This is a genomic window from Acinetobacter sp. M5A5_2a, assembly GCF_053345265.1.
Genome location: NZ_JBKEZV010000010.1, coordinates 162198 through 187104, shown reverse-complemented (window position 1 = coordinate 187104; position 24907 = coordinate 162198). Strand labels below are relative to the sequence as shown.

27 protein-coding genes are annotated in these 24907 nt (G+C 38.3%); 9 read left to right on the top strand and 18 right to left on the bottom strand.

Annotated features, from left to right (window positions below):
- Positions 1–209 precede the first annotated feature (209 nt).
- From ACLBWE_RS14490 to ACLBWE_RS14445, 10 genes are all read right to left on the bottom strand, one after another.
- A complete protein-coding gene (locus ACLBWE_RS14490; protein WP_447603697.1) occupies positions 210–650 on the bottom strand; it encodes a hypothetical protein in 441 nt (146 codons plus the stop codon).
- Position 651: 1 nt separating this feature from the next.
- Positions 652–912, bottom strand: a complete 261-nt coding sequence (locus ACLBWE_RS14485) for a hypothetical protein (protein WP_447603695.1) — start codon at positions 910–912, stop codon at positions 652–654.
- A gap of 113 nt (positions 913–1025) precedes the next feature.
- Entirely contained in the window at positions 1026–1454 is a 429-nt protein-coding gene (locus ACLBWE_RS14480) for a hypothetical protein (RefSeq protein WP_447603693.1), read from the bottom strand.
- 224 nt (positions 1455–1678) lie between these two features.
- Positions 1679–2110, bottom strand: a complete 432-nt coding sequence (locus ACLBWE_RS14475; protein ID WP_447603691.1) for a hypothetical protein — start codon at positions 2108–2110, stop codon at positions 1679–1681.
- Between the two features lie 18 nt (positions 2111–2128).
- The gene (locus ACLBWE_RS14470; protein WP_447603689.1) at positions 2129–2566 is read right to left on the bottom strand and encodes a hypothetical protein; all 438 of its coding nucleotides are present in this window, start codon (positions 2564–2566) and stop codon (positions 2129–2131) included.
- Positions 2567–2601: 35 nt separating this feature from the next.
- Positions 2602–3111, bottom strand: coding sequence for a hypothetical protein (locus tag ACLBWE_RS14465; protein WP_447603687.1), 510 nt, complete (start codon positions 3109–3111; stop codon positions 2602–2604).
- A gap of 133 nt (positions 3112–3244) precedes the next feature.
- Positions 3245–4120, bottom strand: coding sequence for a glyoxalase III HchA (hchA, locus tag ACLBWE_RS14460; RefSeq protein ID WP_447603685.1), 876 nt, complete (start codon positions 4118–4120; stop codon positions 3245–3247).
- A gap of 208 nt (positions 4121–4328) precedes the next feature.
- Positions 4329–5327, bottom strand: a complete 999-nt coding sequence (locus ACLBWE_RS14455; RefSeq protein WP_447603683.1) for an NAD(P)H-quinone oxidoreductase — start codon at positions 5325–5327, stop codon at positions 4329–4331.
- A gap of 46 nt (positions 5328–5373) precedes the next feature.
- The gene (locus ACLBWE_RS14450; RefSeq protein ID WP_447603681.1) at positions 5374–6270 is read right to left on the bottom strand and encodes an AraC family transcriptional regulator; all 897 of its coding nucleotides are present in this window, start codon (positions 6268–6270) and stop codon (positions 5374–5376) included.
- 156 nt (positions 6271–6426) lie between these two features.
- The gene (locus ACLBWE_RS14445; protein ID WP_005036395.1) at positions 6427–7245 is read right to left on the bottom strand and encodes an undecaprenyl-diphosphate phosphatase; all 819 of its coding nucleotides are present in this window, start codon (positions 7243–7245) and stop codon (positions 6427–6429) included.
- A 354-nt stretch (positions 7246–7599) separates the two neighbouring features.
- Here ACLBWE_RS14445 and ACLBWE_RS14440 point away from each other — a divergent pair, with 354 nt between their 5' ends.
- Both ACLBWE_RS14440 and ACLBWE_RS14435 read left to right on the top strand, forming a co-directional pair.
- Positions 7600–8400, top strand: coding sequence for a PaaX family transcriptional regulator C-terminal domain-containing protein (locus ACLBWE_RS14440; protein ID WP_447603678.1), 801 nt, complete (start codon positions 7600–7602; stop codon positions 8398–8400).
- A 105-nt stretch (positions 8401–8505) separates the two neighbouring features.
- On the top strand, positions 8506–9498 hold the full coding sequence (locus ACLBWE_RS14435; RefSeq protein ID WP_447603676.1) for a fatty acid desaturase family protein: 993 nt from the start codon (positions 8506–8508) through the stop codon (positions 9496–9498).
- Between the two features lie 48 nt (positions 9499–9546).
- Here the strand turns inward: ACLBWE_RS14435 and ACLBWE_RS14430 are convergent, their stop codons facing one another.
- Positions 9547–10584, bottom strand: coding sequence for an AraC family transcriptional regulator ligand-binding domain-containing protein (locus ACLBWE_RS14430; protein WP_447603674.1), 1038 nt, complete (start codon positions 10582–10584; stop codon positions 9547–9549).
- Positions 10585–10737: 153 nt separating this feature from the next.
- Between ACLBWE_RS14430 and ACLBWE_RS14425 the strand changes: the two genes are divergently transcribed.
- Together ACLBWE_RS14425 and ACLBWE_RS14420 are read left to right on the top strand one after the other, a co-directional pair.
- On the top strand, positions 10738–11436 hold the full coding sequence (locus ACLBWE_RS14425; protein ID WP_348950021.1) for an NAD(P)H-dependent oxidoreductase: 699 nt from the start codon (positions 10738–10740) through the stop codon (positions 11434–11436).
- Positions 11437–12035: 599 nt separating this feature from the next.
- Positions 12036–13400 (top strand): outer membrane protein transport protein, encoded by a 1365-nt coding sequence (locus tag ACLBWE_RS14420; protein WP_348950019.1) that lies wholly within the window; start codon positions 12036–12038, stop codon positions 13398–13400.
- Between the two features lie 58 nt (positions 13401–13458).
- Here the strand turns inward: ACLBWE_RS14420 and thrH are convergent, their stop codons facing one another.
- On the bottom strand, positions 13459–14076 hold the full coding sequence (gene thrH, locus ACLBWE_RS14415) for a bifunctional phosphoserine phosphatase/homoserine phosphotransferase ThrH (protein WP_003655338.1): 618 nt from the start codon (positions 14074–14076) through the stop codon (positions 13459–13461).
- 184 nt (positions 14077–14260) lie between these two features.
- Here thrH and ACLBWE_RS14410 point away from each other — a divergent pair, with 184 nt between their 5' ends.
- Both ACLBWE_RS14410 and ACLBWE_RS14405 read left to right on the top strand, forming a co-directional pair.
- The gene (locus ACLBWE_RS14410) at positions 14261–14995 is read left to right on the top strand and encodes a phosphoadenylyl-sulfate reductase (protein ID WP_004639063.1); all 735 of its coding nucleotides are present in this window, start codon (positions 14261–14263) and stop codon (positions 14993–14995) included.
- A gap of 171 nt (positions 14996–15166) precedes the next feature.
- The gene (locus tag ACLBWE_RS14405; protein WP_042897680.1) at positions 15167–16552 is read left to right on the top strand and encodes a WS/DGAT/MGAT family O-acyltransferase; all 1386 of its coding nucleotides are present in this window, start codon (positions 15167–15169) and stop codon (positions 16550–16552) included.
- Positions 16553–16580: 28 nt separating this feature from the next.
- Here the strand turns inward: ACLBWE_RS14405 and ACLBWE_RS14400 are convergent, their stop codons facing one another.
- The 6 genes from ACLBWE_RS14400 to ACLBWE_RS14375 all read right to left on the bottom strand — a co-directional run bounded on the left by ACLBWE_RS14400 (position 16581) and on the right by ACLBWE_RS14375 (position 21402).
- On the bottom strand, positions 16581–16754 hold the full coding sequence (locus ACLBWE_RS14400) for a PA1571 family protein (protein WP_002116397.1): 174 nt from the start codon (positions 16752–16754) through the stop codon (positions 16581–16583).
- 139 nt (positions 16755–16893) lie between these two features.
- Entirely contained in the window at positions 16894–18348 is a 1455-nt protein-coding gene (rng, locus tag ACLBWE_RS14395) for a ribonuclease G (RefSeq protein ID WP_005036381.1), read from the bottom strand.
- Between the two features lie 113 nt (positions 18349–18461).
- A complete protein-coding gene (locus ACLBWE_RS14390; RefSeq protein ID WP_447603669.1) occupies positions 18462–19022 on the bottom strand; it encodes a Maf-like protein in 561 nt (186 codons plus the stop codon).
- Complete coding sequence (gene mreD / locus ACLBWE_RS14385) at positions 19010–19501, bottom strand: rod shape-determining protein MreD (protein WP_003655328.1); 492 nt, start codon at positions 19499–19501, stop codon at positions 19010–19012. Before mreD ends, ACLBWE_RS14390 begins: the two co-directional genes overlap by 13 nt.
- Positions 19488–20345: a rod shape-determining protein MreC gene (mreC, locus tag ACLBWE_RS14380; RefSeq protein ID WP_004639055.1), complete on the bottom strand. Its 858-nt coding sequence runs from the start codon at positions 20343–20345 to the stop codon at positions 19488–19490. Before mreC ends, mreD begins: the two co-directional genes overlap by 14 nt.
- Positions 20346–20361: 16 nt before the next feature.
- Entirely contained in the window at positions 20362–21402 is a 1041-nt protein-coding gene (locus tag ACLBWE_RS14375) for a rod shape-determining protein (RefSeq protein ID WP_004789315.1), read from the bottom strand.
- 133 nt (positions 21403–21535) lie between these two features.
- Here ACLBWE_RS14375 and gatC point away from each other — a divergent pair, with 133 nt between their 5' ends.
- Genes gatC through gatB form a run of 3 tightly spaced genes read left to right on the top strand, consistent with a single transcriptional unit; the run spans position 21536 to position 24851 of the window.
- A complete protein-coding gene (gene gatC / locus ACLBWE_RS14370; RefSeq protein ID WP_000107699.1) occupies positions 21536–21850 on the top strand; it encodes an Asp-tRNA(Asn)/Glu-tRNA(Gln) amidotransferase subunit GatC in 315 nt (104 codons plus the stop codon).
- 53 nt (positions 21851–21903) lie between these two features.
- Positions 21904–23382 carry an Asp-tRNA(Asn)/Glu-tRNA(Gln) amidotransferase subunit GatA gene (gatA, locus tag ACLBWE_RS14365; protein WP_447603664.1) on the top strand — a complete coding sequence of 493 codons (1479 nt, stop codon included), beginning with the start codon at positions 21904–21906 and terminating at the stop codon, positions 23380–23382.
- Positions 23382–24851: an Asp-tRNA(Asn)/Glu-tRNA(Gln) amidotransferase subunit GatB gene (gene gatB, locus ACLBWE_RS14360; RefSeq protein WP_447603662.1), complete on the top strand. Its 1470-nt coding sequence runs from the start codon at positions 23382–23384 to the stop codon at positions 24849–24851. The genes gatA and gatB overlap by 1 nt, the downstream gene beginning before the upstream one ends.
- Positions 24852–24907: the final 56 nt, after the last annotated feature.

Below are 24907 nucleotides of genomic sequence, written 5' to 3'. Positions count from 1 at the left end.
CTAACTCCATCCCACTACATGGCTCACACCATCAATTAAATATCTTAAGTGGAAAGTATTGGTAGTCATATAAAAAGATCTTCTGGAGGTAACATAGCCATAAATCGCTACTACTGAGTTGTAGCTTAACAATGCATATTCTATGAACGGTAGGAATTTTAAGCAACATGATGTATAGAGAGCCGTTTTTTAAAGGGTACAAATAATCACTAAAAGCTAAGCGGATCCACATCCTCAGGAAATACAATCTGGCTAGGCTGTAATATAATATTTGATGGCAATCCCTTTAATTTATTCATAATCTCAGTAAGCTCTTTTTGATATGTAGTTAAGTCAAAAACTAGTTCAATTAGATCATTATTAAACAATATTTCCCAATGAACCACGTTATTTACATGAACAACTTTGGCATAAGTCCACCCTCCATCATCAGCTATTCCTGAGACATCTGTAAATATTAAATAATCCCCTGAAGAATAAATGGATTTTTCCAATTCAGATGGTACAAGCAAGGCACCTTGATCAATGAAAAAATTTAAATCAGATTTATCCGTAGGCCATATAAAGGCTGAATTTTCAAAGGAGATATGACTTAGCTCTATCGATGCCTCTCCTTGAATGATTTTAATGCTTAAACCTAGTTCATTCATATTATTGCTTCCTGTTTCTAGGGTAGTAAGGAAAATTTATCGAAGCAGCAGGCTTAGGATTATTAATGAATATTCTCATATCTCCACTAGGTGTATTAGCTATGCTTATATTAAAGTCATATTTTTTCTCATATTTTGTTATATGATTAAAAATATCCGATGAGGCACGATCAAAATTCAATATCGTATCTCCCCGTAAAGCCTTAACATTAACATTCTGATTAAACTGGGTGGCATTTGTAGTTTTAGCAGGGTCACGCACATGCTTAGCTGAACAAGTAAAATCTAGTCCTTCTGAAATACAAAGGTATATTCTAAAAAAGAATATAACTTTTAAATTAAAACCAATAAATAATATAATCCATGATTTATTTTTTAATGCTCAAGCTTCATCCATTTACTTTCATTAAATTTATTTCTCAAATTAATTAAATAAATGGAAGGTGTAGCTAACACTGCAAATATTGCACTGGGTGGATTAAAATACGTCATTGATCTTACCTTAAGCAGTGAATAAATTTGCTCCAAACACTCCCTAAGTGGAATTTCCCCTGCAATAAAGAAGCTTATCCACCTGATAAAATGAAGATAGGGAGGAAAGAAAACAAAAAAGCCATATACAGCAGAAGCTAAAAATATATAGTTCCGCTCTTTCCTTAAATAAAATACCAATAATATAAAAATAATTGGAGAGTAAATAACATCTGATGTGGTTGCTATTGCTAATATAGGTATTACCAATATCATCCATGCCACACAGATGGTAAATTTATTTTTTGCCATATGGATTAGTAATTTACTCATATCAATATATCCAAGATAATGCATCATTAGATAGAGGAGTCAATTTAATCTGATTATTAAAACATAAAAAAGACATTTCCTTAGCAATATTTTTAATGTATTGTACAAATATTCCAAAAGTAGAAATTAATGTATATACCAAAAATATTAGAAATTTATATCTTGTATATATTAGAAGATAAGTCTCTTTCACTTCCTACCTCTTGCCCTACTACTAAACTTATTTAGCAGCTCTTACTATTTATAACCATTTTGTTCTCATTTAAATAAAAACAACCTGAACCATGATAGCCTGCCCCACCATCAATCGAATAATAATATTGAGTATTTAACTTTAGCTGCTTGGGTTTTACAATCTCTTTAAATCCGCTTGGTTTAACTCCATAAGTCCATTTATAGGTGTAATCATTTTTAAAATTAAACCAACTTATTTCACTGCTTATCTTAATCTCCCATACTGTTTCTTTCAACGCACCAGCAGGAACAGCACTATTATCCATTACATAAAATCTAAAACCACTATCAAGCTTTTTGGCATCACTTTTAGATAGCTGAAATACAATTCTTTTATTAGCATTACCCGAAACAAGCAAATCAACTGTACCAGAGCATGCCACTAATACTGGTATAAATAGTAAACTATACAAATTTCCCATTACCAGCTACCTCCAGCATCACGTTTTTTTATAATATTCTTCTCTTCCATCGTAGAAAAACAAGTCATCAATTTTTTCAAACAAGTAAAAATCACCTATTATTTCTTTAAGTCCATTAAAAACCAGACCTTTTGAATTAGATTTCAGCCCTAATGATAATTTATTGATTAAAGAAGATTGATTTTCATAATATGAAAATATTTTAATCAAAGAATGAATTTCCTCATTACAAGGTATATCTACATTAAGAGTAAGTAAAAAAGCTTTCATATAAAATAAAGTATTAATTTCAACTTCAGGAAAGCTTATATATCCAGAAAACTCTCTCCTATTAACTCCACTTTGGTTATAAATAATATCATTTTTATTACCATCAGCAGGAAAAATAATATCTTTATTTAATTTAATATAACCCACATAGTTATAGGCTATAATATTAATTTCATCTTCATTCATATTAAACACCTACAACCCATCAATATAGAATAATTTTAATCCCCACCCTTAATACAAACCCTATTAAGTAATGGAGAAACACCTAGTTTTTCTTCTACTACCCAATTCCAAACATCATCCTCTTTTAATTTATCCAAAATATAAATGGATACTATTTCATTTCCAACTTTATAGAGCTCTTTACTTATAGCCTTTTCTTTTTCATTAGTAAAAACTATATCTTGAAATATTTCTTTATCAGTTCCATTTACTTTAATTGTAATCATGGTACTTCCATCTATAAATGGATTTTCTTCATTTATTTCAACTATTAACCCTCTAACATAGTAATTTTCTATATTACCATTTTCGATATTTCCCCACCATTCAGCTGTTGCATATAAACCATTGTCACCCTTAAGCCCCATAGTTGTTCCCTTATCCAACGTAGTTTGTTGTATATTTTTGATATAATTTTCATCCATCAATATTGAAGAAGATGACCTTAAATCAAAAACCAACTTATATCCTTGCTCAAGTAGATTTATATCTTCTATTTTTATCATTTTAATATTCTCCTATCCCTTACTTATTATACTGATTTTACATCATTTACCATTTTCAAATTTCCACCTAACACTCTATTTATTATAAAAAAATAGGACTTAATAAAAGCCCTATTTCGATAGAACAATATACTTAATCCTTCACTTCAGCCAACAACGTTTCAGCTGCAAGTTTGCCTAAATTATTAGAAGCAAGTGGGCTATCGCCTGTTAATAGTTTACGGTCTCTATGACATTGTCCGGTAATACCCTTATTTAAAATTTCCACACCGAGTTTTTCAAGGTTTTCACCAACTAACCAAGGTAACGCACCCGGCATATAGCCAATATCGATATTCGCCCCTGCATCTAAAGCATCAGGGAATACACAAATTTGATAACCTTTGAAGATATAGTTTTCAGGCGCTTCGTCTACAACCGCAGCCAATAATGCAGCAGGCCCATGACATAAAGTAATAATAAATTTATCTTGTTCAACTGCCCATTTAAGAACTTTTTTTACTTCAAGGCTATGTGGAATCTTAGCTAATGCACCATGCCCACCCGGAATAAAGACAGCCGCATAAGGTGAATTTTCCCCTACTACATTTTCTAAAATATCTGAGAGTTTTAGAGGATTTTTTAACTTGTCTGCATATTTTTGAAAAGTGTCTAATACAACCTGTTCTTGCTTTGGCATCGCCCACATTTCAAGCTTAGCTGGATTACCTGAAAGTGTCGCAACATCAATTTCAAAGCCAGCATTATCTAAATGAAACATCGGTAAAAGCATTTCAACAGGATGATTTCCGGTAGAAAAAAACTTGCCGTTTTGCATTTGAATATAACGCTCATCGGTTGCAATCACTAAGATTTTTTTACTGCCAGTATACGGCGTTGAGTATGTAGTTCCATCGTAATTTGTTTTTGGAGCAGTATATTGACTCAGTGAATAAGGTGATGGGAAAAAAGCATTATCTTCAGCCAAATCTGGAGTAGGATTTTTATCATCAATATTTGCGGTATTCATTGTTACTATCCTTTTTCATCAGTATGGAAAGAAATAATAAATTAAGAGCCAATTCTTATTTCTTACTCAATTTATAGGTGAAGTCATAGAACTGGTGCAATCTGCCAATAGAATTTGGCAATTTTTATAGAGAAATAGGCAGAGTTTAAAATTATAAAATTCAGTTTAGGCGAACCTGTCGTTCACCTAAACCTTAATTATTCCAGCTTTACGCATTCATTTCTAAAACGATCTTTCCGATGTGATCACCCTGCTCCATACATTCATGAGCACTTTGTACATCTGAAAAAGCATACGTTTTATAGATTTGAGGTAAACACTTACCGTGTGCCAGTAATGGCCACACATGCTCATGCAAAGATTGGGCAATTTGTGCTTTTTCTTCGCTAGTACGCGCTCGCATCGTTGAACCCGTAATCGTGGCACGCTTTAAAATCAATTTTTGTAAATCAAATTCTTTTGCGATTCGACCACCCATAAAACCAATAATGACAAGTCGACCATCACGTTTTAATAGATTTAAATTTTTCTGGAAATAAGAGCCACCCACAATATCCAAAATAACATCAACACCTTGGTCTTGGGTGTGTTTCAAAATTTCTTGCTCAAAATCTTGGGTTTTATAGTTAATTGCCGTGGTCAAATCAGAGAGTGTCTCAACTTTATCTTCGCTTCCAACCGTAGCAAAAGTTTTAATCCCTAAAGCATTGCAAATGGCTAAAGCAGTGGTGCCAATGCCACTGGCCCCTCCGTGAATCAATGCTGTTTCATTTGCCTTTAAACGACCAATATCAAACAGATTGGCCCAAACTGTGAAGAACGTTTCTGGAATAGCAGCGGCTTGAGTAAACGATAAATTTTCAGGTATTGGTAATACTTGTGTCGCAGCAACTGCACAGTACTCTGCATAGCCACCACCGTTTGTTAAAGCACAAACTTTATCTCCGACTTTGAACTGTTGCACTTGGTCACCTACCGCAACCACCACTCCAGCAACTTCTAGTCCCGGTATTTGAGTAACACCTTTAGGCATCGGATATAGCCCCATACGCTGTAACACGTCAGGGCGATTAATTCCCGCAGCCTTTACTTCAATCAAGACTTCATCTACTTGAGGTACCGGAATATTAGCCTCTTGAACTTTTAGAACCTCAGGTCCACCTGGAGCGGTAATTTCAATAATTTTCATAGTGGTTGGAAGGGTCATTTATATGCTCCATGTTTGATTTATATTTTAAAAATACTGATCTAAGTTAAATAATCGAAGACTTAGGTGGAATTCCAAACAGTCGTTTAAATTCTCGACTAAATTGTGAGGCACTGACATAACCGACTTCATAGGCTGCTTCTGCTACCCCCATTTTGTTGTTCATGATCAACTCACGTGCTTTATGCAGTCGAGTAATTTTGATGTACTGTAAAGGAGAATAATTTGTCACTTTTTTAAAAGTTTGGTGAAAAAGCGATATGCTCATTCCCGCTTGTTTCGCCAGCTCTTGAACCGTTAAATTACGATAATAATCACGCTGAATAATTTCACAGATTGTATAAATCACGCCGTTTCGACTTGCCATGGCAGATAAATTTTTTATGAACTCTCCTCCAGAAGCCTGCAATACACGATAAACCAATTCTCTTTTTGCTTGTTCCCCCAAGATAAAAGTATCTTGTTTAGAGCGAAATAAATTAAGCAATCGTAGAGCAACTTCCGAAATAGTCGCGTTCATATCAATGACTCTAAGCCCACAGCTCAATTTTAAATCGCCTGAATGAGAGTCTTCGGTAACCACTTGTGGTTCTTTATCCAGTTTAGTTACTAAATCAACCATCATTTGAGATTCAAATTTTATTGCAATAGCCAACATTGGTTCATTATTTTCAACTACTGTATCGCAATCAAAGGGAATGGCAATTGAAATGAATAAGCACTGCCCCTGACGAAATTGAAAAATATCTTTGCCGATATACCCTCGCTTTACTCCCTGTATGACTAAAACAATTGAAGGTTCTTGCAACACTGCAACAGGTGATGTGGAGTGATCAACACGCATCAAGGTGATGTTGGAGGTAAAAGTAGGATAAAGACCTTCTGCTGGAGCCAAATGTAAAAATGCGTCGACCAAATTTTCCGAGAGATGATTTTGCGGCATAGTTTTATTGCGAGAGGTAATCTAATAATCAATATAACAATGAACCTAAAATGAAAACATGTGTCTTACGTTTACTTTGTATAAATAGGCAATTCAAATCAATTTTTAGGCATAAAAAAGCCTAGAATATTCTAGGCTTTTTCACTTCATCAGATTTTAAGCCGATAAATTAAAGAACATTGCTGCGATCAGAATAATTACACCCAATACAATTCGATACCATGCGAATACACGTAACGTATGGCGCTCTACAAATAGCACTAATGCTTTTACCACAAATAAAGCGGCAATAAAGGCTGCAACGAAACCAACTCCAATATTAATCATATTATCAGCGGTAAGTACGTCTGCATTTTTGATCAAGTCAAAAGTTGCTGCGCCCAACATGGTTGGCATTGCTAGGAAGAAAGAAAATTCTGTAGCAGCCTTACGCGATAAGCCCGCAAACATTCCGCCTACAATCGTTGCACCTGAACGTGAAGTCCCCGGAATCATGGCAACACATTGAGCAAGCCCGACTAAAAGTGCTTGTTTAAAAGTAATTTTGGTCGCATCGTCTGTCTTATGTTCAAACTGCTTAGATTCAACCCAGAAAATAATGAGAGCACCAACAATCAATGCAATAGCAACGACAATTGGGCTGAACAAAACACTTTTAATAAAGTCGACGGCCAAAACACCAATAATGACTGCAGGGAAAAATGCAATAAGTACACTGATGGCGAAATGACGAGACTCGACATCTCCACTAAAAAAACCTTTAATCAAATTAATAATTTTTTGTCGGTATAACCAGCACACTGCCAAAATAGCACCTAACTGGATTACGACCTCAAATACACGTCCACCGTCTGAATGGAAATCGATAATATGACCAAATAAAATCAGATGGCCTGTACTCGAGATGGGTAAAAACTCAGTTAAGCCTTCAACAAAGCCTAGAAACAGTGCTTTTATAACTTCAAAATTTTCCATAACTTGCTCAAAGAAAGTTAATCACTAGAACGACCTAAAATTTGTTTTATCGCAATTGGTAAGCCTCAAATTTGACTTAACACATGTTCAATATCAGATCATTTCTAACGTTTGTGGTTATTGCCCCTAGTTAAAGGCAGTTTATTTAAAGTGCGATAATGTATCACATCATGATGACAAACTTGGGTTAACTATCGTAAAAAGATAAAACTTGGTAAAGAACTGCCAAAATCTCTCTTGTTATAGATAAAACTTTTTTGCCGCCTCTTACTCTACAAAATCATCTTAAAAAGCTCTTAAAAAAACATGATATTATTGTGATTAAATGCAGCTCATATCAAAAATTCTATCTGAATGAAAAATATCAAAATTAATGCACGCCATCTTATTATCGATTTATTTCTTTCCTCAGCCTATCCTCAACTCACCATCAAACAGATATTAATTGCCGCTAAACTTTTTAATATGAGTGAAAATGGAATTCGGGTTGCGACGACTCGGCTATTAAATGAAGGCATGATAGAAAGTGTCGAGCGCGGTATTTATCAACTTTCGCCATCAACCAAAGAATGGGCAAAAATCATTTTGAACCGCAAAAATGGCATTAAACAAACCAAAGAATGGCAACAGCATTATCTTGCAGTATTTACAGGTACGTTAGGTCGCATAGATCGCACCGCTTTAAAAAAGAGAGAACGAGCATTACGTCAATTTGGCTTTAAAGAACTCGAAACTGGTATTTATATTCGACCTGACAATTTGGCCTATAGTTTCGAAAAAACATGTGAAGAACTTGTTTTAGCAGGTCTTGAAAGTGAAGCCAAAATTTCTATTATTCAACAATTTGATTCAAAAAGCCTTCAGTTGATTGCTTCTTTATGGGATACCAGACAACTCGAATTAAACTACAAAAACTATAGCCAAGATATTCAGCAATGGCTTTTAAAATATGAAAAATTACCGCTCAATGACGCTGCTGCTCAAGCATTGTTACTAGGGCGAGAAACCATTACTTTATTAATGAATGATCCTTTACTACCCTCTCCCTTTGTTAATGAACATGCCCGCAATCAATTTGCTCAAAATGTACAACAGCTAGACTCGATTGGACAAAAGCTGTGGCAAAAACTTTATGAAAATGAATTAACACCTTAAAGAACGATTTATTTTTTTACAAACAAATATTACAACTTTTAAAATTTTATGATTATATTGGTAATATAAAGTATGGATACCAAAATCTGATTTGGGAGAATAAAAATGAATACACAGGTGAGTGTTACCGATCTATTTAGCAGAGAAGAAATACAAGAACTGACGGAGCCTTCGGATGCATACGGCGCTTGGGCTGTTGCAAGTACATGGGCAGTTATTGGGGGAACATTTGCGAGCTTAATCATGATGTGGGATTACTTACCTAGCTGGGGCAAATTACTTGCTTGTATACTAGCCTTGGCTATATTGGCAGGTCGCCAATTATGTCTAGCAATTCTGATGCATGATGCATCACATAAAAGCTTATTTAAAAATAAAAAAATAAATGACTTTGTAGGCGAATGGCTATGCGCCCGCCCAATCTGGAATGATCTACACAAGTACCGTCAACATCATGTTCGTCATCATGCAAAAACCTCTACTCCAGATGACCCTGATCTTTCGTTAGTGTCGGATTTTCCCGTAAGCAAAAAATCTCTTACCCGCAAATTCTTACGCGACTTAACCGGGATGACGGGATTAAAGTTTAGTTTTGGTCGAGTGTTAATGGATCTCGATTTAATGAAATGGACTGTTGCAAATGATCAGATCTGGTTAGACCGCAGCAATAAACATCTTGTTGATTATGCCAAAAGTCTTGTAAAAAACAGTAGTGGAGCCATTGCAACCAATGCAGCTCTTTATGGTGTTTTAAAGGCATTTGGTCAGCAACGTTTTTATTGGTTGTGGCCTTTAGCTTATTTGACCCCATTTCCATTATTTTTAAGAATTCGCTCAATGGCGGAGCATGCAGGTATGCAAACGAGTCTTACAGCCTTAACAAATACCCGTACAACACGAGCAGGTTGGATTGCTAGAAGCTTTGTGGCCCCTATTCGCGTTAATTACCACATGGAACACCATTTAATGGCTTCGGTACCCTACTTCAAACTGCCACGTATGCATGGGCTATTAAGGGATCGAGGACATGTCCCGACACCTCCTAGCTATTTTGAAGTGATTCAGTTGCTTTCATCTAAGTCAGAACGAACGGCTTAAAGCTCTCGAATCAGATTTAGTGGTCATGCAATTAAATCAGTGGCCTCTCTAACCCAAATGTGAACTTAATTCATCCATTTTGCTGTGGGTCTGAAAATACTTGGGTGTGACTCCCATCCAACGCTTAAACGCACGGGTAAAATGAGAAGTCTCGGCATAACCTAAAGTTAAAGCTACTTTTTCAATCGACATGTTATTTTGAGCTAAAAGTTTTTGAGCATGTTGCTTTTTAAGTGAGTCAACCAAGATGGTAAAACTTGTATTTTCAATGGCTAAATATCGTTGCAAAGTTCGCTCTGAAATATTCATGACTTGAGCCACTTGCCCTACCTTTAATGTCTCAACCTCGCCATTTACAAATAATTTTTCAGCAACTTGTTTGACTTGCCATTTCCAGCCACTGTGTAACTTTAATTTTTCTATATCTCGCTTGCATTGTGCATTTACTAAAGGCGCCAACATTGGGTCTGCCGTTAATACAGGCTGTGCTAAATAGTCTTTTGAAAATATCCAACTGTTGCGTTTTTGATTAAATAAACAAGTGACTGCCAGTTGACTACTTATTTTGGCAAAACCTGTCGGTTCTGGCATTTTTAATTCAACTTTTCCTAAGTGAGAGAGCCCTGTTAATTTTCTTGCAATTTGAATAAAACCTACTAACAAAAAAATGTTGGCATTTGGGCTCAACTGAAATTCCTTTACAGGCTGATGAATGAACCAATATGCATAATTATTTTCTTGTTTTACTTCCGGTTTAAAAACCTCGCAACGTGACCCAATGAACTGTTCAAGTATTTTCAGTGCTTCCCCTAAATTTGCAGAAACCATGGCAGCCATTCCGACTGAACCATAACATGAAGCAGTCATTTCTAAAGCCAAATACCCCGCTAATGCAGGCTCTTTGCACAACTCGATGGCCCGCTCAATGAGCTGATTTAAGGTATTAAACTCAACATACCAATATGGTTTTTTTAATTGATCTACTGTTATGCCGCTTCCATCTAAAAGCTGCTCATAAGAGACACCCCACCGCTTAACAGTCTCGACGATTAAGTTAATATAAGTTCCGGGTAATTCTGGATTCATGAGTAACCCATTGAGCAAAATAAATGGCGCGAAATGGTAAAAACTGTCAGTTCATGAACTATGCCATGCTTTTAAATTCAGGCATAGTCATTCAAAGCAAAATCCGCTTAATTGCATTAAACAGTACAATTTCTGAAAAACACAGGTGCCCCTATGAATATCCTGATTGTCCATGCCCACCCAGAACCACAATCTTTTACCACTGCTCTAAAAAGCACGGCTAAACAAACTCTAGAAAAATTGGGACATCGCGTAGAGGTTTCAGATTTATATGCCATGCAATTTAACCCCATTGCATCCAAAGAGGATTTTTTAGAGCTCAATCAGCCTGACTATTTTAACTATGCTCTAGAACAAAGAAATGCCAGTAAAAATCAACTTCTAGCTCCTGATATTCAGGCAGAAATTGAAAAGGTAAAAAAAGCTGATTTAGTCATTTTAAATTTCCCACTTTACTGGACCTCTGTACCAGCAATTTTAAAAGGCTGGATTGATCGTGTATTTGTTTCAGGGCTCTTTTACGGGGGTAAACGCTTTTATAACCACGGTGGAATGGCTGGTAAAAAAGCGATGTTGTGTTTAACACTCGGTGGTAGAACACACATGTTTGGAGAAAACACTATTCATGGGCCAATCAAACATTATCTATCCCCGATTCAACGCGGTACTTTGGCATATGCTGGTTTTGAAGTTCTACCACCATTCACTGCCTACCACGTCCCCTACATTAGCCAAGAGGCCAGAGAAACCCTCCTCGAAGACTATGTAACTTATCTAACGCATCTAGACCAACTTGAACCACTAAAATTTCCAAAACTTGAAGAGTTTGATGACAGACTGTATCCCCTCTAATGGTATGTTTTAAATCTAAAAATAGGACAACCGAAAGTTAGTTTTTATTTTCGGTTATTCTTTAAATTATAGACGCTCAAATGTAAAATTAAATCGCCTAAAAAAATAGATCAAATGGTAAAAAAATAAGGAGAAACTTTTTTATAAAATTAATAATATAAAACTGAATCAATAATATACAGATGTAGAGAAACTAGACTTATCAACTAAAAATGACAACTAATACTCATTTCATAATCAATTAATTCATATTTTTACAAAAAAATCTTTGACCATTTTTCTTGGATTAGTGACAAAAATGTCACTAAAACAAACCTCTTTACTAATAGATTAAAAATATAAATATCAATTAATTAAAATAATTTACCAATGAAAATATTCCTTCATATTTCATCCATTATTGACCTTATTTGTATAAAAAATGAGTACTGCTCAGTTCATATAACAGATTTACTCTTATTGTAATTATGCTATTTTTGTTACATGGAGTTATCAAAGCTTTTATAAGTTGTAATTAGAAGCTTTGAAGGCAACACAGTTTAAACGGTTTAACTCTGTTACTTTTAAAAAAATGTCTTGAAGTTCAAGGAAAGATTAAAATGAAATTAAAACATCTGAGCACTGCAATGATTTTAGCAACGCTGCCTGCAACTGGGGTTTTTGCAGCAGCATTGGATCGCTCTGGACAATCTATCTCTGCATTTTTGCAGCCTGGTAACTACTTTGAAGCTGGTATTTCTGTTTTAGATCCGGATGTAGCGGGTAAAGAAGCCGGTACAATTAAAACGGGTCGTAATATTGGCGATATGGGAGATGATTATTATTTCCCAAGTGCAGCCTTAAAACTACAACTTACTGATAAATTCTCTTTTGGTTTGCTCTACGATCAACCATTTGGAGCCGATGCACAATATTCTGGTAAGAATGCCTTCGTAGCAAGCCCATCAGATCCTATTCTTGGTACTTTACCAATTACAACAGGCGCTTTAGGCGGAACTCAGGGTGCAACTTCTGTTGAAGTTGATACTCAAAATATTTCGATGATTTTTGGTTTCCAACCTACTGAAAACTTTAACTTCTACGGTGGTGGTGTATACCAAACAATCAAAGGAAATGTTCATTTAAGAGGTGCGGCATATAGTTTATATAATGGCTATGACGCTTCGATTCCTGAAGATGGCGCAGCTGGTTGGTTAGCGGGGGCTGCTTTCCAAATTCCAGACATCGCACTTAAAGCCTCTATTACATATCGTTCAGAAATTGATCACAAAATTGATGCAAATGAAACAATTGCACTGGCAGACTCAATTACAGCCAATGCTGGAGCGCTTGGATCAACTATTGGACAATTAGTTGCAGCTGGTCAGTTAACTCCTGCCCAAGCTGGAGCGATCCAACAAACAATTGGCAAGGCTATTACTGCTAACCAATTAGAAGGCAAAACCACAATTACCACCCCTCAATCTGTAAACCTTGATTTCCAGACAGGGATTATGGCAAATACAGTCGCATTCGCGAATGTACGCTGGGTGAATTGGAAAGATTTCGCGATTCGTCCATATAAATTTGGCAAAGTATCAGAAGCTGTAGGTCCAATAGCAACTCCTAGCCGCCCAAATGGTTTTAATCTAGTTGAATATGCTGATGACCAATGGTCTGTTAATGCGGGTGTAGGCCGTAAGCTTAACGATAAATGGGCGGGTAACGTTTCTGTAGGTTGGGACTCTGGTGCAGGTAACCCTGTAACTACTTTAGGCCCAACTGAAGGTTACTGGAACGTAGGTTTAGGACTTCAATATAGCCCTACTCCTCAAACATTTATTGCTGGCGGTGTAAAATACTTCTGGTTAGGTGATGCAAAAGCACAAACTGGTGCACAAGCTGGTAGCGATGACTATTATGTTGCAGAGTTCTCTGACAACAACGCAATCGCTTACGGTTTAAAACTTGGCTATAAATTCTAAGTTTCAAAACTCATTCATATAAAAAAGGCGCTTAAAGCGCCTTTTTTATTCTTGCTATTTAAGCTGGAATGCTACGCTTTGAAACTGAACGGATTGCTTCTTTTAATGCGTCATAGCCGTGAATTGCAGGGAATTGCGGGAACTCGGCAATTACGTTTGCAGGTGCATCAAACAAGAAACCATGGTCAGCTTCGCCTAGCATCGTTGTATCATTATAAGAATCACCAGCAGCAATTACACGGAAATTTAAGCCATGTAGTGCCTTAACCGACTCACGTTTTTGATCTGGTTGACGTAATTTATAAGCCGTGATCATTCCTTCTTCATCTGTCTCTAATTTATGACAGAAAATTGTTGGCCAACCCAATTGCTTCATTAAAGGATGCGCAAACTCATAAAAAGTATCTGACAAGATCACGAGTTGGAAATGTGTACTCACCCATTCAACAAATTCTTTTGCACCTGGTAAAGGCCCCATCTCAGCAATGACTTCTTGAATGTCATTTAAGCCTAGACCGTGTTGTTTTAAAATATTAAGACGCTGAGTCATTAAAACATCATAATCCGGAATATCACGAGTTGTAGCCTCGAGTTCTTTAATCCCTGTTTTTTTAGCGAAATTGATCCAGATTTCAGGAACTAAAACCCCTTCAAGATCTAGGCATACGATTTCCATGAATGCTTCCAACGTTGGTTAAAAATTGCTGTATCATACCATTAAGATTTTCAGTTTTGCGTTGTTATTGATCAAATCAATTTTATTCATAAGGATCGAAATTAAAGTGCTAAGCAGTTTATTAACTATCCTTTAGAATATTTTTCATAACTCAATGCGCCCAAGCCTTTTGCCAGGAACACACATGACCGTTATTCCGACTATTGATATCGTAGATGCTCTTGCTGCTGAATATGCAACCAAAAGCCCTCGGGAAATTTTAGAACTAGCCTTAAGCCAACAAGGTGAAATTGCAATTTCTTTTTCGGGAGCAGAAGATGTTGTCTTAATTGATATTGCTTCACGTTTAGGCAAGCCTTTCCGTGTCTTTAGTCTCGACACTGGCCGCCTCCATGCTGAAACTTATCAATTTATTGAAACTGTCCGTAAACACTACAATATTAATATCGAAATCTGCTTTCCTGAATCTGAAGCTGTTCAAAACATGGTAAACGAAAAAGGTTTATTCAGCTTTTTTACAGATGGGCATCAGGAATGTTGTGGTATTCGAAAAGTTCAGCCCTTACGTAAAAAACTTGCAACTTTAGATGGCTGGATTACTGGCCAACGTAAAGACCAAAGCCCTGGTACACGCACAGAAATTCCCGTGGTACAAGCTGATGCGGGTTTTTCTGGTCCAGATAAGCAACTTATTAAATATAATCCTCTAGCGAATTGGACAAGTGCCGAAGTATGGAGCTATATCCGTATGATGGAAATTCCATATAACCCTCTCCACGAACGTGGTTTTGTTTCTATTGGCTGTGAACCATGTACACGAGCTGTATTACCGAACCAGCATGAACGTGAAGGACGCTGGTGGTGGGAAGAAGCGACTCAAAAAGAGTGCGGATTACATGCAGGCAACATGAAAAAGTAATTTGATATCAAAAAACCACTGGCAAATCAGTGGTTTTTTTTATGTCATGTTACGTACACAAAGTCATATTTTCTCTACTCTAAACGCTATATACTTAATTTTACGGTTCTATAATTCTAACAAGAGCTCAGATAAGGGCTTCTTAGAAAAATGCATGAGGCACAATGATTTATGCGTCCATTACACCCAATTGATTTCATTTTTCTGTCACTTGAAAAAAGACAGCAACCCATGCATGTCGGTGGATTATTTTTATTTGAAATTCCTGAAAATGCACCTGAAACCTTTGTACATGATTTAGTAGAAGATATTAAACGCTCAAAAAGCATTCCTATTCCTCCCTTCAATAACCGTTTAAATGGTCTATTTTGGGATGAGGATGAAGAGTTCGATATCGATCATCACTTTCGCCACATTGCTTTACCTCATCCTGGGCGCATTCGTGAACTTCTGGTTTATATCTCGCAACAACACAGCTCATTAATTGACCGCGCCAAGCCGCTGTGGACCTGTGACATTATTGAAGGAATCGAAGGCAACCGTTTTGCCATGTATTTTAAAATCCATCATGCAATGGTTGATGGCGTTGCTGGTATGCGTTTGATCGAGAAATCACTTTCAAAAACACCTGAAGAGAAACACGTGGTTCCTTTATGGTGTGTTGAGAGCAAAAGAACTAAACGCCTAAAAGTGCCTACTCCAAGTACAAGTAAAATTAAGAGTATTTTAGGAGGCATTAAGTCTCAACTCGATATAGCTCCTAAAGTCATGCAAGAGTTATCTCAGACTATATTTAAAGAAATGGGCAAAAATCCTGATTATGTTTCTACCTTTCAGGCGCCAGTTTCGATTTTGAACCAAAGAGTAAGTGCTTCACGTCGTTTTGCTGCCCAATCCTTTGAATTGAGCCGCCTTAGAAAAATTTCAAAAGCATTAGGCGTAACGATTAACGATGTTGTGCTAGCAGTATGTTCTGGTGCTTTACGTGAATATTTGATTAGTCAAAATAGCTTACCTAAAAAGCCACTTATTGCCATGGTTCCAGCTTCATTACGCACAGATGATTCTGATATGAGTAACCGGATTACTATGATTCTGGCAAATTTAGGGACTCATAAAGACCAACCGTTAGAACGTCTAGAAATTATTCGTCGCAGCATGCAAAACTCAAAGCAACGCTTTAGCCGTATGACTGCTAATGAAATTTTAAACTATAGCGCGGTTGTTTATGGTCCAGCAGGATTAAACATCATGTCAGGAATGCTTCCTAAGCGTCAGGCGTTCAATTTAGTGATTTCCAATGTACCAGGGCCACGTGAGCCACTTTATTGGAATGGCGCGAAATTAGACGCTCTCTACCCTGCTTCGATTGTCATGGATGGACAAGCTTTAAATATTACCATGACCAGTTATTTAGATAAGCTTGAAGTGGGATTAACAGCTTGTCGAAATGCTTTGCCAAAAATGCAAAACCTTTTGACTCATTTAGAAGATGAGATTCAACGTTTTGAAGAAATTATTGCAGAAAAGCAACTGAAACATCATTCAGCAAGTTAGAAAAGTTAAGGGGCTTTGAATTGGCCCCTTATTTTTTGATTGTGCGGCACTGGTTAAGCAACTGATGACATACTGAACGAATCATTGCAGTTGTGATCGGTACTTCTTTACCTTGGTCATTCAACATATAGCAGCTATTTACTGGCGTGCTTTCTAAAACATGTTTAAGACCGTTGCTAATTAAATTTTCACTTACATTCATGGGTTATACCTCTTATTGTTTGCTAAGACGTTAAATAGGGAGAACGTCTAGGGCTACTGTATGTAAGTAGTATTTAAAATTCATGAATGAAAGTAAAATTTCAGTTGTAACAAGGATTAAGCGATATCTTGTTACAACTTTAACTTAAAATGATATCGTATTGCTCTTGCGTATATAAATTTTCGACCTGAAATTTAATGACACGGTTAATAAAATGCTCTAAATCAGCCACTGCGGGTGCTTCTGCTGTTAATAATCGGTCAATCACAGAAGGGTGAGCAACAACAGTAAAGCCACTCGTTGACTCAAATGCGCGGGTATATCGTAATATCTCACGAAATATTTCGTAACACACTGTCTCTGCTGTTTTGACAAAACCACGTCCTTGGCACGTTGGACACGACTCACACAGCAAATGTTCTAACGATTCCCTTGTTCGTTTACGAGTCATTTCGACCAGACCAAGTTCTGATACCTGAGTGATTTTGGTCTTAGCGTGATCACGCTCAAGCATTTTTTCAAACTGACGCATCACCTCTTCACGGTGAGTTGCCTCTTGCATGTCAATAAAATCAATAATGAGAATACCACCCAAATTACGCAGTCTAAGTTGACGTGCGATGACTTGAGTCGCTTCCATATTAGTTTTAAAAACGGTGTCTTCAAGACTACGACCGCCAACATATGAGCCAGTATTAACGTCAATTGTCGTCATGGCTTCAGTCTGGTCGATCATTAGATAACCACCCGATTTCAAAGCAACGCGTGTTTGAAGTGCTTTCTGGATATCTTCTTCAACGTTATAGAGATCAAATAGCGGTCGCTCACCTGGATAATGAATGAGTCGACTTTGCATATTCGGAACAAACTCTTCAACAAACTCAAGAAGCTTGGCATGAATTTCTCTCGAATCGACATAAATCTTTGCAGTTTCTTCGCTTGCTAAATCTCGAATAATGCGCTGAGGTAATGGAAGCTCTTCAAAAATTAAGGAAGGAACTGCAACATCAATCTGCTTACGCTGGATGTATTCCCATAATTTACTCAGATAGCACATATCCCGTGCAATTTCTGCCTCATCCACACCTTCGGCAGCTGTACGTACAATCACGCTACCCGGCAGATTATGTTCAGATTGAATACTTTCGATAATATTGCGTAGTCGCTCTCGCTCTTCTTCAGACTCAATACGCTGCGATACGCCAATATGGTTACCATATGGCATGAGAACCAGATAACGAGAAGGAATTGAAAGATCTGTACTCAGACGTGCCCCTTTCGTTCCTAACATATCTTTCATGACTTGAACGGTCAGGGTTTGACCTGGATGTAAGAGTTCAAAAACGTTTGGGGTGGGCTGTGAACGAGGCCAAACCATATCATTGATATGTAAAAAGGCTGTTCGGGATAAACCGATATCAACAAAAGCTGCTTGCATGCCCGGAAGCACTCGCACGACTTTACCCTTGTAAATATTGCCGACTAGACCGCGCTTGACTGTACGCTCGACATACAGCTCATTAACCGTTCCATTTTCGATTAATGCCACCCGACACTCCATAGGCGTGACATTAATAAGTAATTCTTCTGACATACATAAACTCAAAGCATTATAAAATTTTTATTAAAGAGTCAGAGAAGCTGTTAACTTTAACTTTGTCTAGTGTTCATCGACAATGCTATTCAATTAAGAATGATAACAACCCCTTATGTCTTTACTCTTTTTAATAACTGTGCAAATTCGTATAAAGGAAGTCCTACCACATTACTATAACTTCCTTGAATTTGGGGAATATATTGAGAAGCAATCCCTTGAATTGCATATCCACCGGCCTTCCCAACAGGCTCTCCTGTGGTCCAATAATCTTCCATATCTTGCGTAGTCAGATGTTGGAACTCAACTTGTGTCTGTACAACCTGACTCAACATTTGTTGTTGAGTAGCAATACATATTCCAGAAAACACGTCATGCCAGCGCCCAGATAATTGTTTCCATATGTCAAAAGCATGGCTTTTCGATTCAGGCTTACCAATTATTTGGCCATCCAGCCCTAGACTTGTATCGGCAGCAATAACAATTGCTTCTGGAAAAAGTTTTAATACAGCTTGCGCCTTTTCTCTAGCTAAACGTTCAACATACTGATGAACGAGTTCATTCTCATGAACAGATTCGTCAATATCAGGGCTATAGATTTCAAAATCCAAACCCAGTTGTTGCAACAACTCCTTCCGACGAGGAGAGCTAGATGCTAAAACTATATTCGCCATTTTGCCAAACAATAATAGACGATTGGCCAAGTGATGATACTTGTCATTAATGGTTGCCAGTGTCTAGCAATCGAAAAATGAATTCCACCCATGGTCTGGGTTACCCACATAAACGCTAAATGAGCAATAATGACCAGAGTTGCAATCGTCCATAAATTACCAAAGGTTAAGATACGGCGTTCACGAATTAAAAAACGGGTAAGAAAAGTCATAATTACAAAACTTAGGGCATTGAGGCCCAAAGGAGCATCAAGCAATAAGTCTGTAAAAATCCCCATTCCAAATGCAAACCAGACCCCACACCACGTTGGCTGACATACCACCCAAAACAGCATAATCATCAACATGAATAATGGGCGCCAACCTGAAATATCGTAGGACAGCGGGTAAACCATGAGCACAGAACCCACGATAACGGAGATAATAATCCCCCATAATGGATCTTTGCGCTTTTCTCGTTTCAGTTTAGCGATTGGCATATGGCTGCTCCTTTGCTAATGAATCCGAAAAAAGTACAACTACATGGTGTCCTGTTGCTAATTGCGCTGCTGGTGTTACATCAATTTCCGCAAACTCACCTGAGTTATGACGTTTGATTTTGGCAACCGTACCTACTGCGTACCCTGCTGGGAAATGTTCACCCAAACCTGAGCTAAACACTTTATCGCCCACTTGAATATTCGCACTAGTCGGAACATATTCCATTTTCAAACGGCCCAAATCACCTGTACCAGAAACAATCGCCCGCATTCCAGTGCGTTCAAGACGTACCGAAAGTGAGTGTTCTTTATCTGATAACAACATTACACGTGAGCTATGAGGATATACATTAATGATCTGCCCCATAATCCCCTTATCATCCAGAACCGTTTGACCGACCTTTAAATGGTCCATAGAGCCACGGTTAACAATGATGATATGACGTAATGGGTCTGCATCTGTCCCGATCACTTCGGCAATTTCCATACGTCCATCAATAATTAATGGAGTATCAAGGAGACCTCGCAAACGGGTATTTTCAGCAGATAGTTCAGAAAGCTTCTGTAAACGGACTTGAGCCTGTAAAAGCTCAGCCTGCATCGCAGTATTTTCACGACGCAGTTGTGCTTCAGATTTTGTTTGCTGATTCAGCCATTCTCTCGACAGTACTGGATAACTCGCCAATGCATAAATTGGGTTATATGCAGCGTACAAGACATCCCTTGCTGGCTGAATCACATACGGCATGCGCCAATCAAAAAATAGCACAACCAAGCATGTAATGACCGCAATAATAAACGAGCGGAAAGATGGCGGCTGTCTTGAAAAAATATTCGGTTGCACCGCCTAATCCTTAAACTTAACCAACAAAAAGCATGTCATGGTTCGGATTGTCAAAGAACTCCAATACTTTACCACCACCACGGGTAACACAAGTAAGAGGATCTTCAGCAACCACAACTGGTAAACCAGTTTCTTGAGCTAACAATTTATCGAGGTTACGAAGTAACGCACCACCACCTGTCAATACAATACCACGCTCGGCGATATCAGAAGAAAGCTCTGGAGGAGTTTGCTCAAGTGCTGATTTTACTGCGCTTACAATGTTTTGTAACGGATCAGAGATTGCTTGAGTAATTTCATCAGAAGTTACAGTAATCGCACGAGGTACACCTTCTGCAAGGTTACGCCCACGTACTTCAATTTCTAATGTTGTGCCATCAGAAACAGCCATACCTACTTCTTTTTTAATAATTTCTGCTGTGGTTTCACCAATCACGCAACCATGAGCTTTACGAACATAATTGATGATTTGCTCATCAAAAACATCACCACCGATGCGTAATGAGTCAGCATAGACACAACCTTGCAATGAAATAATTGCAATTTCTGTTGTACCACCACCAACATCCACAACCATAGAACCACACGCCTGTTCAACTGGCATACCTGCGCCAATTGCAGCAGCCATAGGCTCTTCAATCAAACGAACATCACGTGCACCAGCATTAAATACTGCTTCACGAATCGCACGACGCTCGACCAAAGTTGATTTACATGGTACACATACAACCACACGAGGTGCAGGTGGGAACAAACGTTTTTCGTGAACTTTACCAATAAACTGATTTAACATGGTTTCAGTCACTTCAAAATCCGCAATTACACCGTCTTTCATTGGACGAATTGCAGAAATATTCGCAGGTGTACGGCCTAACATTTGTTTCGCGTCCAGCCCTACTGCAGCAACAATTTTTTGTGAACCACTGTGACGAATTGCCACAACTGTTGGTTCATTTAATATAATGCCGCGGCCTGGTGCATAAATAAGTGTATTTGCTGTACCTAAATCAATGGCTAGATCCGGCGAAAACAAGCCAATTAGTCGTTTTAGAATCACGGTTCGTTCTCAGTTAAACTTTCATGTGGATGCAAGGTGGCAACTTTAAACTAAATGTGATGATTTGAACAAGTCAATCGCTTATTATAACGCACGATATTTTGAAAATTTTTAATACTGATTAGGTGATGTTATGTCTACATCGGATGCACAGCATTCAGCAGATTTAAATGCACAAACAGTTTCAGCAATCGCCAATCTTGCTCGATTGTCGCTCAATGATACGCAATCTGCTGAATATGCTCAAAGTCTAAATAAAATTTTAGGCATGATGGAAACCTTAAAAGGCATTGATACTGAAGGCGTAGAACCTTTAAAGAGTCCTTTTGATAATCCTCAACCTTTACGTGCTGATGTGGTAACTGAAAGCAATCATCGAGATGAGTACCAAGCAGTTGCGCCAGCAACTCAAGATGGTTTGTATCTTGTTCCTCGCGTGATTGAATAACTTTTACTCAATTAACCCATCTTCCCTATTTTGAATGTAAAGAAATTTTACTCATGACTGATTTACATCGCTTATCAATTCGTGAACTTGCTGAGGGCTTAAGCCAAGCGAAGTTTTCATCTCGCGAACTGACTGAACATTATTTGCAACGTATTGCTAAAATTGACCCACTGGTAAAAAGCTATGTGACGGTTACACCTGAGCAAGCTCTTCGCGACGCTGACGCTGCCGATGCTGCTTTAAAAGCAGGCAATGCAACTGCTTTAACGGGTATTCCTCTAGCACACAAAGATATTTTTTGTACCAAAGGCATTAAAACGACTGCCGGTTCAAAAATACTAGACAACTTCATCTCTCCTTACGATGCAACTGTTGTTGAAAAAACTAAAGCAGCTGGTCTTGTCACTTTAGGTAAAGTGAACATGGACGAGTTTGCGATGGGCTCAACTTCTGAAAGCTCGTATGTTGGCGCAACGAGCAACCCGTGGGCACTTGACCGTGTTCCAGGTGGTTCATCTGGTGGCTCTGCTGCGGCTGTAGCAGCTGATTTAGCGCCTTTTGCTACAGGTACTGACACAGGTGGTTCAATTCGCCAACCTGCCTCTTTCTGTGGCTTAACAGGCTTAAAACCAACCTATGGTCGTGTATCTCGTTTCGGGATCATTGCTTATGCATCATCTTTAGACCAAGCAGGTCCAATGGCACGCTCTGCTGAAGACTGTGCTTACCTGATGAATGTAATTGCAGGCCATGATGCAAAAGACTCGACTTCGGTTAAAAAAGAAGTTGATGACTACGTTGCGAACTTAAATGGCACATCTGTAAAAGGCTTACGTATTGGTATTCCTAAACAGTACTTTAACGTTGCAGGTTTAGACGCAGACGTAAAAGCACGCGTTGAAGAGTCTTTGAAAAAGCTTGAAGAAATGGGCGCAACGCTTGTTGAGATTGATCTCAATATGACTGAAGCCTATGTTCCAACGTATTACCTCATCGCACCAGCAGAAGCATCTTCTAACTTGTCTCGTTATGATGGTGTTCGCTACGGCTATCGCTGTGAAAACCCAGCTGACTTAATGGATCTTTACAAGCGTTCACGTTCAGAAGGTTTTGGTCCAGAAGTTCAACGTCGTATCTTAATTGGTACTTATGCTCTTTCTGCGGGTTATTACGATGCTTACTATGTGAAAGCACAAAAAGTACGTCGTTTAATTCAACAAGACTTCTTAAAAGCATTTGAAAATGTGGATGTGATTGCTGCACCTTCTGCACCAACGACTGCTTATAAAATTGGTGCAAACTTAAGTCCAACTGAAATGTATTTAGGTGATATCTATACACTTGCAGTGAACTTAGCGGGCTTACCAGCGATTAATGCTCCTGTTGGTTTTGACAAAGACAGCTTGCCTGTCGGCTTACAGTTAATTGGTAACTACTGGTCAGAATCACAATTGTTGTCAATTGTTCATCAATACCAACAAAACACTGACTGGCACACCAAACGTGCGGCAATTGCTGAGGAGAATGCATAATGGCTGAAGCTCAAAAGTTGAAATTGATTGACGGTTGGGAAGTCGTTATTGGTATCGAGATTCACACTCAGCTTGCAACCAATTCTAAAATTTTCTCTGGTTCATCGACTGAATTTGGTCAAGACCCAAACACGCAAGCAAGCCTTGTAGACTTGGCAATGCCAGGTGTACTCCCTGTTTTGAATGAAAAAGTGGTTGATCTTGCAATTCGCTTTGGTTTAGGTATCGATGCATACATCGATCAAGCATCTGTGTTTGCACGTAAAAACTATTTCTACCCAGACTCTCCAAAAGGCTATCAAATTAGCCAAATGGATAACCCGATTGTTGGCTTAGGCCACATTGACATCCAACTTGAAGATGGCACGACCAAACGTATTGGCGTAACCCGTGCTCACCTTGAAGAAGATGCTGGTAAATCTGTACACGACCAATTTGAAGGCATGTCTGGCATTGACTTAAACCGTGCTGGCACACCGTTACTTGAAATCGTTTCTGAACCAGATATGCGTTCAGTTGAAGAAGCTGTGGCATATATCAAATCAATTCATACACTTGTGCGTTGGTTAGGTATTTCCGACGGTAACATGGCTGAAGGTTCATTCCGTGCAGACTGTAACGTGTCTTTACGTCGTCCGGGACAACCATTTGGTACACGCTGTGAGCTAAAAAACCTCAACTCATTCCGTTTCATCGAGCAAGCGATCAATGTTGAAATTGAACGCCAAATGGAAATTTTGGAATACGGCGGAAGCATCGACCAAGAAACACGTTTGTTCGATCCAAACAAAATGGAAACGCGTTCAATGCGTTCTAAAGAAGAAGCGAATGACTACCGTTACTTCCCAGATCCAGACTTGTTACCAGTGATTATTGCAGATGAGCAAATTGAAGCTGCTCGTGCTGCGCTTCCAGAGCTACCTGCTGCACGCCGTGCACGCTTTATCGCAGACTTTGGTGTAACTGAGTACGATGCACATGTACTTACGCTCTCACGCGAAATGGCAGACTTCTATGAGGCTGTTGTGGCTGCTGCGGGCGGTGCTGCACAAGGTAAAGTATCTGCAAACTGGGTGATGGGCGAATTCTCAGGCGCGTTAAACAAAGCAAACCTAGATTTTGCTGACTCTCCTGTTTCTGCTGAACAGCTTGGTGCCATGATTGCACGTATTGTTGATAACACCATTAGCGGTAAGATTGCGAAACAAGTCTTTGGCTTTATGTGGGAATCGGAAGGTAAATCTGCCGATGACATTATTGCGGAAAAAGGCTTAAAGCAAGAAACTGACACTGGTGCGATTGAAGCAATTATTAAAGAAGTTCTGGCAGCCAATGAAAAAATGGTTGAAGAATACAAGTCTGGTAAAGAAAAAGCCTTTAACGGTCTTGTAGGTCAAGTCATGAAAGCATCTAAGGGTAAAGCCAACCCTGCTCAAGTCAATGAATTAATGAAACAATTGATTGGTTAAACTGATCTCACTTCAAAAGAAAACCCGCTTTAAAGCGGGTTTTTATCTATTTTATA

Coding starts and splice junctions, on each gene's coding strand:
- ACLBWE_RS14490 (WP_447603697.1), bottom strand. CDS start 650: ATGAATGAACTAGGTTTAAGCATTAAAATCATTCAAGGAGAGGCATCG.
- ACLBWE_RS14480 (WP_447603693.1), bottom strand. CDS start 1,454: ATGAGTAAATTACTAATCCATATGGCAAAAAATAAATTTACCATCTGT.
- ACLBWE_RS14475 (WP_447603691.1), bottom strand. CDS start 2,110: ATGGGAAATTTGTATAGTTTACTATTTATACCAGTATTAGTGGCATGC.
- ACLBWE_RS14470 (WP_447603689.1), bottom strand. CDS start 2,566: ATGAATGAAGATGAAATTAATATTATAGCCTATAACTATGTGGGTTAT.
- ACLBWE_RS14465 (WP_447603687.1), bottom strand. CDS start 3,111: ATGATAAAAATAGAAGATATAAATCTACTTGAGCAAGGATATAAGTTG.
- hchA (WP_447603685.1), bottom strand. CDS start 4,120: ATGAATACCGCAAATATTGATGATAAAAATCCTACTCCAGATTTGGCT.
- ACLBWE_RS14455 (WP_447603683.1), bottom strand. CDS start 5,327: ATGACCCTTCCAACCACTATGAAAATTATTGAAATTACCGCTCCAGGT.
- ACLBWE_RS14450 (WP_447603681.1), bottom strand. CDS start 6,270: ATGCCGCAAAATCATCTCTCGGAAAATTTGGTCGACGCATTTTTACAT.
- ACLBWE_RS14445 (WP_005036395.1), bottom strand. CDS start 7,245: ATGGAAAATTTTGAAGTTATAAAAGCACTGTTTCTAGGCTTTGTTGAA.
- ACLBWE_RS14440 (WP_447603678.1), top strand. CDS start 7,600: ATGAAAAATATCAAAATTAATGCACGCCATCTTATTATCGATTTATTT.
- ACLBWE_RS14435 (WP_447603676.1), top strand. CDS start 8,506: ATGAATACACAGGTGAGTGTTACCGATCTATTTAGCAGAGAAGAAATA.
- ACLBWE_RS14430 (WP_447603674.1), bottom strand. CDS start 10,584: ATGAATCCAGAATTACCCGGAACTTATATTAACTTAATCGTCGAGACT.
- ACLBWE_RS14425 (WP_348950021.1), top strand. CDS start 10,738: ATGAATATCCTGATTGTCCATGCCCACCCAGAACCACAATCTTTTACC.
- ACLBWE_RS14420 (WP_348950019.1), top strand. CDS start 12,036: ATGAAATTAAAACATCTGAGCACTGCAATGATTTTAGCAACGCTGCCT.
- thrH (WP_003655338.1), bottom strand. CDS start 14,076: ATGGAAATCGTATGCCTAGATCTTGAAGGGGTTTTAGTTCCTGAAATC.
- ACLBWE_RS14410 (WP_004639063.1), top strand. CDS start 14,261: ATGACCGTTATTCCGACTATTGATATCGTAGATGCTCTTGCTGCTGAA.
- ACLBWE_RS14405 (WP_042897680.1), top strand. CDS start 15,167: ATGCGTCCATTACACCCAATTGATTTCATTTTTCTGTCACTTGAAAAA.
- ACLBWE_RS14400 (WP_002116397.1), bottom strand. CDS start 16,754: ATGAATGTAAGTGAAAATTTAATTAGCAACGGTCTTAAACATGTTTTA.
- rng (WP_005036381.1), bottom strand. CDS start 18,348: ATGTCAGAAGAATTACTTATTAATGTCACGCCTATGGAGTGTCGGGTG.
- ACLBWE_RS14390 (WP_447603669.1), bottom strand. CDS start 19,022: ATGGCGAATATAGTTTTAGCATCTAGCTCTCCTCGTCGGAAGGAGTTG.
- mreD (WP_003655328.1), bottom strand. CDS start 19,501: ATGCCAATCGCTAAACTGAAACGAGAAAAGCGCAAAGATCCATTATGG.
- gatC (WP_000107699.1), top strand. CDS start 21,536: ATGTCTACATCGGATGCACAGCATTCAGCAGATTTAAATGCACAAACA.
- gatA (WP_447603664.1), top strand. CDS start 21,904: ATGACTGATTTACATCGCTTATCAATTCGTGAACTTGCTGAGGGCTTA.
- gatB (WP_447603662.1), top strand. CDS start 23,382: ATGGCTGAAGCTCAAAAGTTGAAATTGATTGACGGTTGGGAAGTCGTT.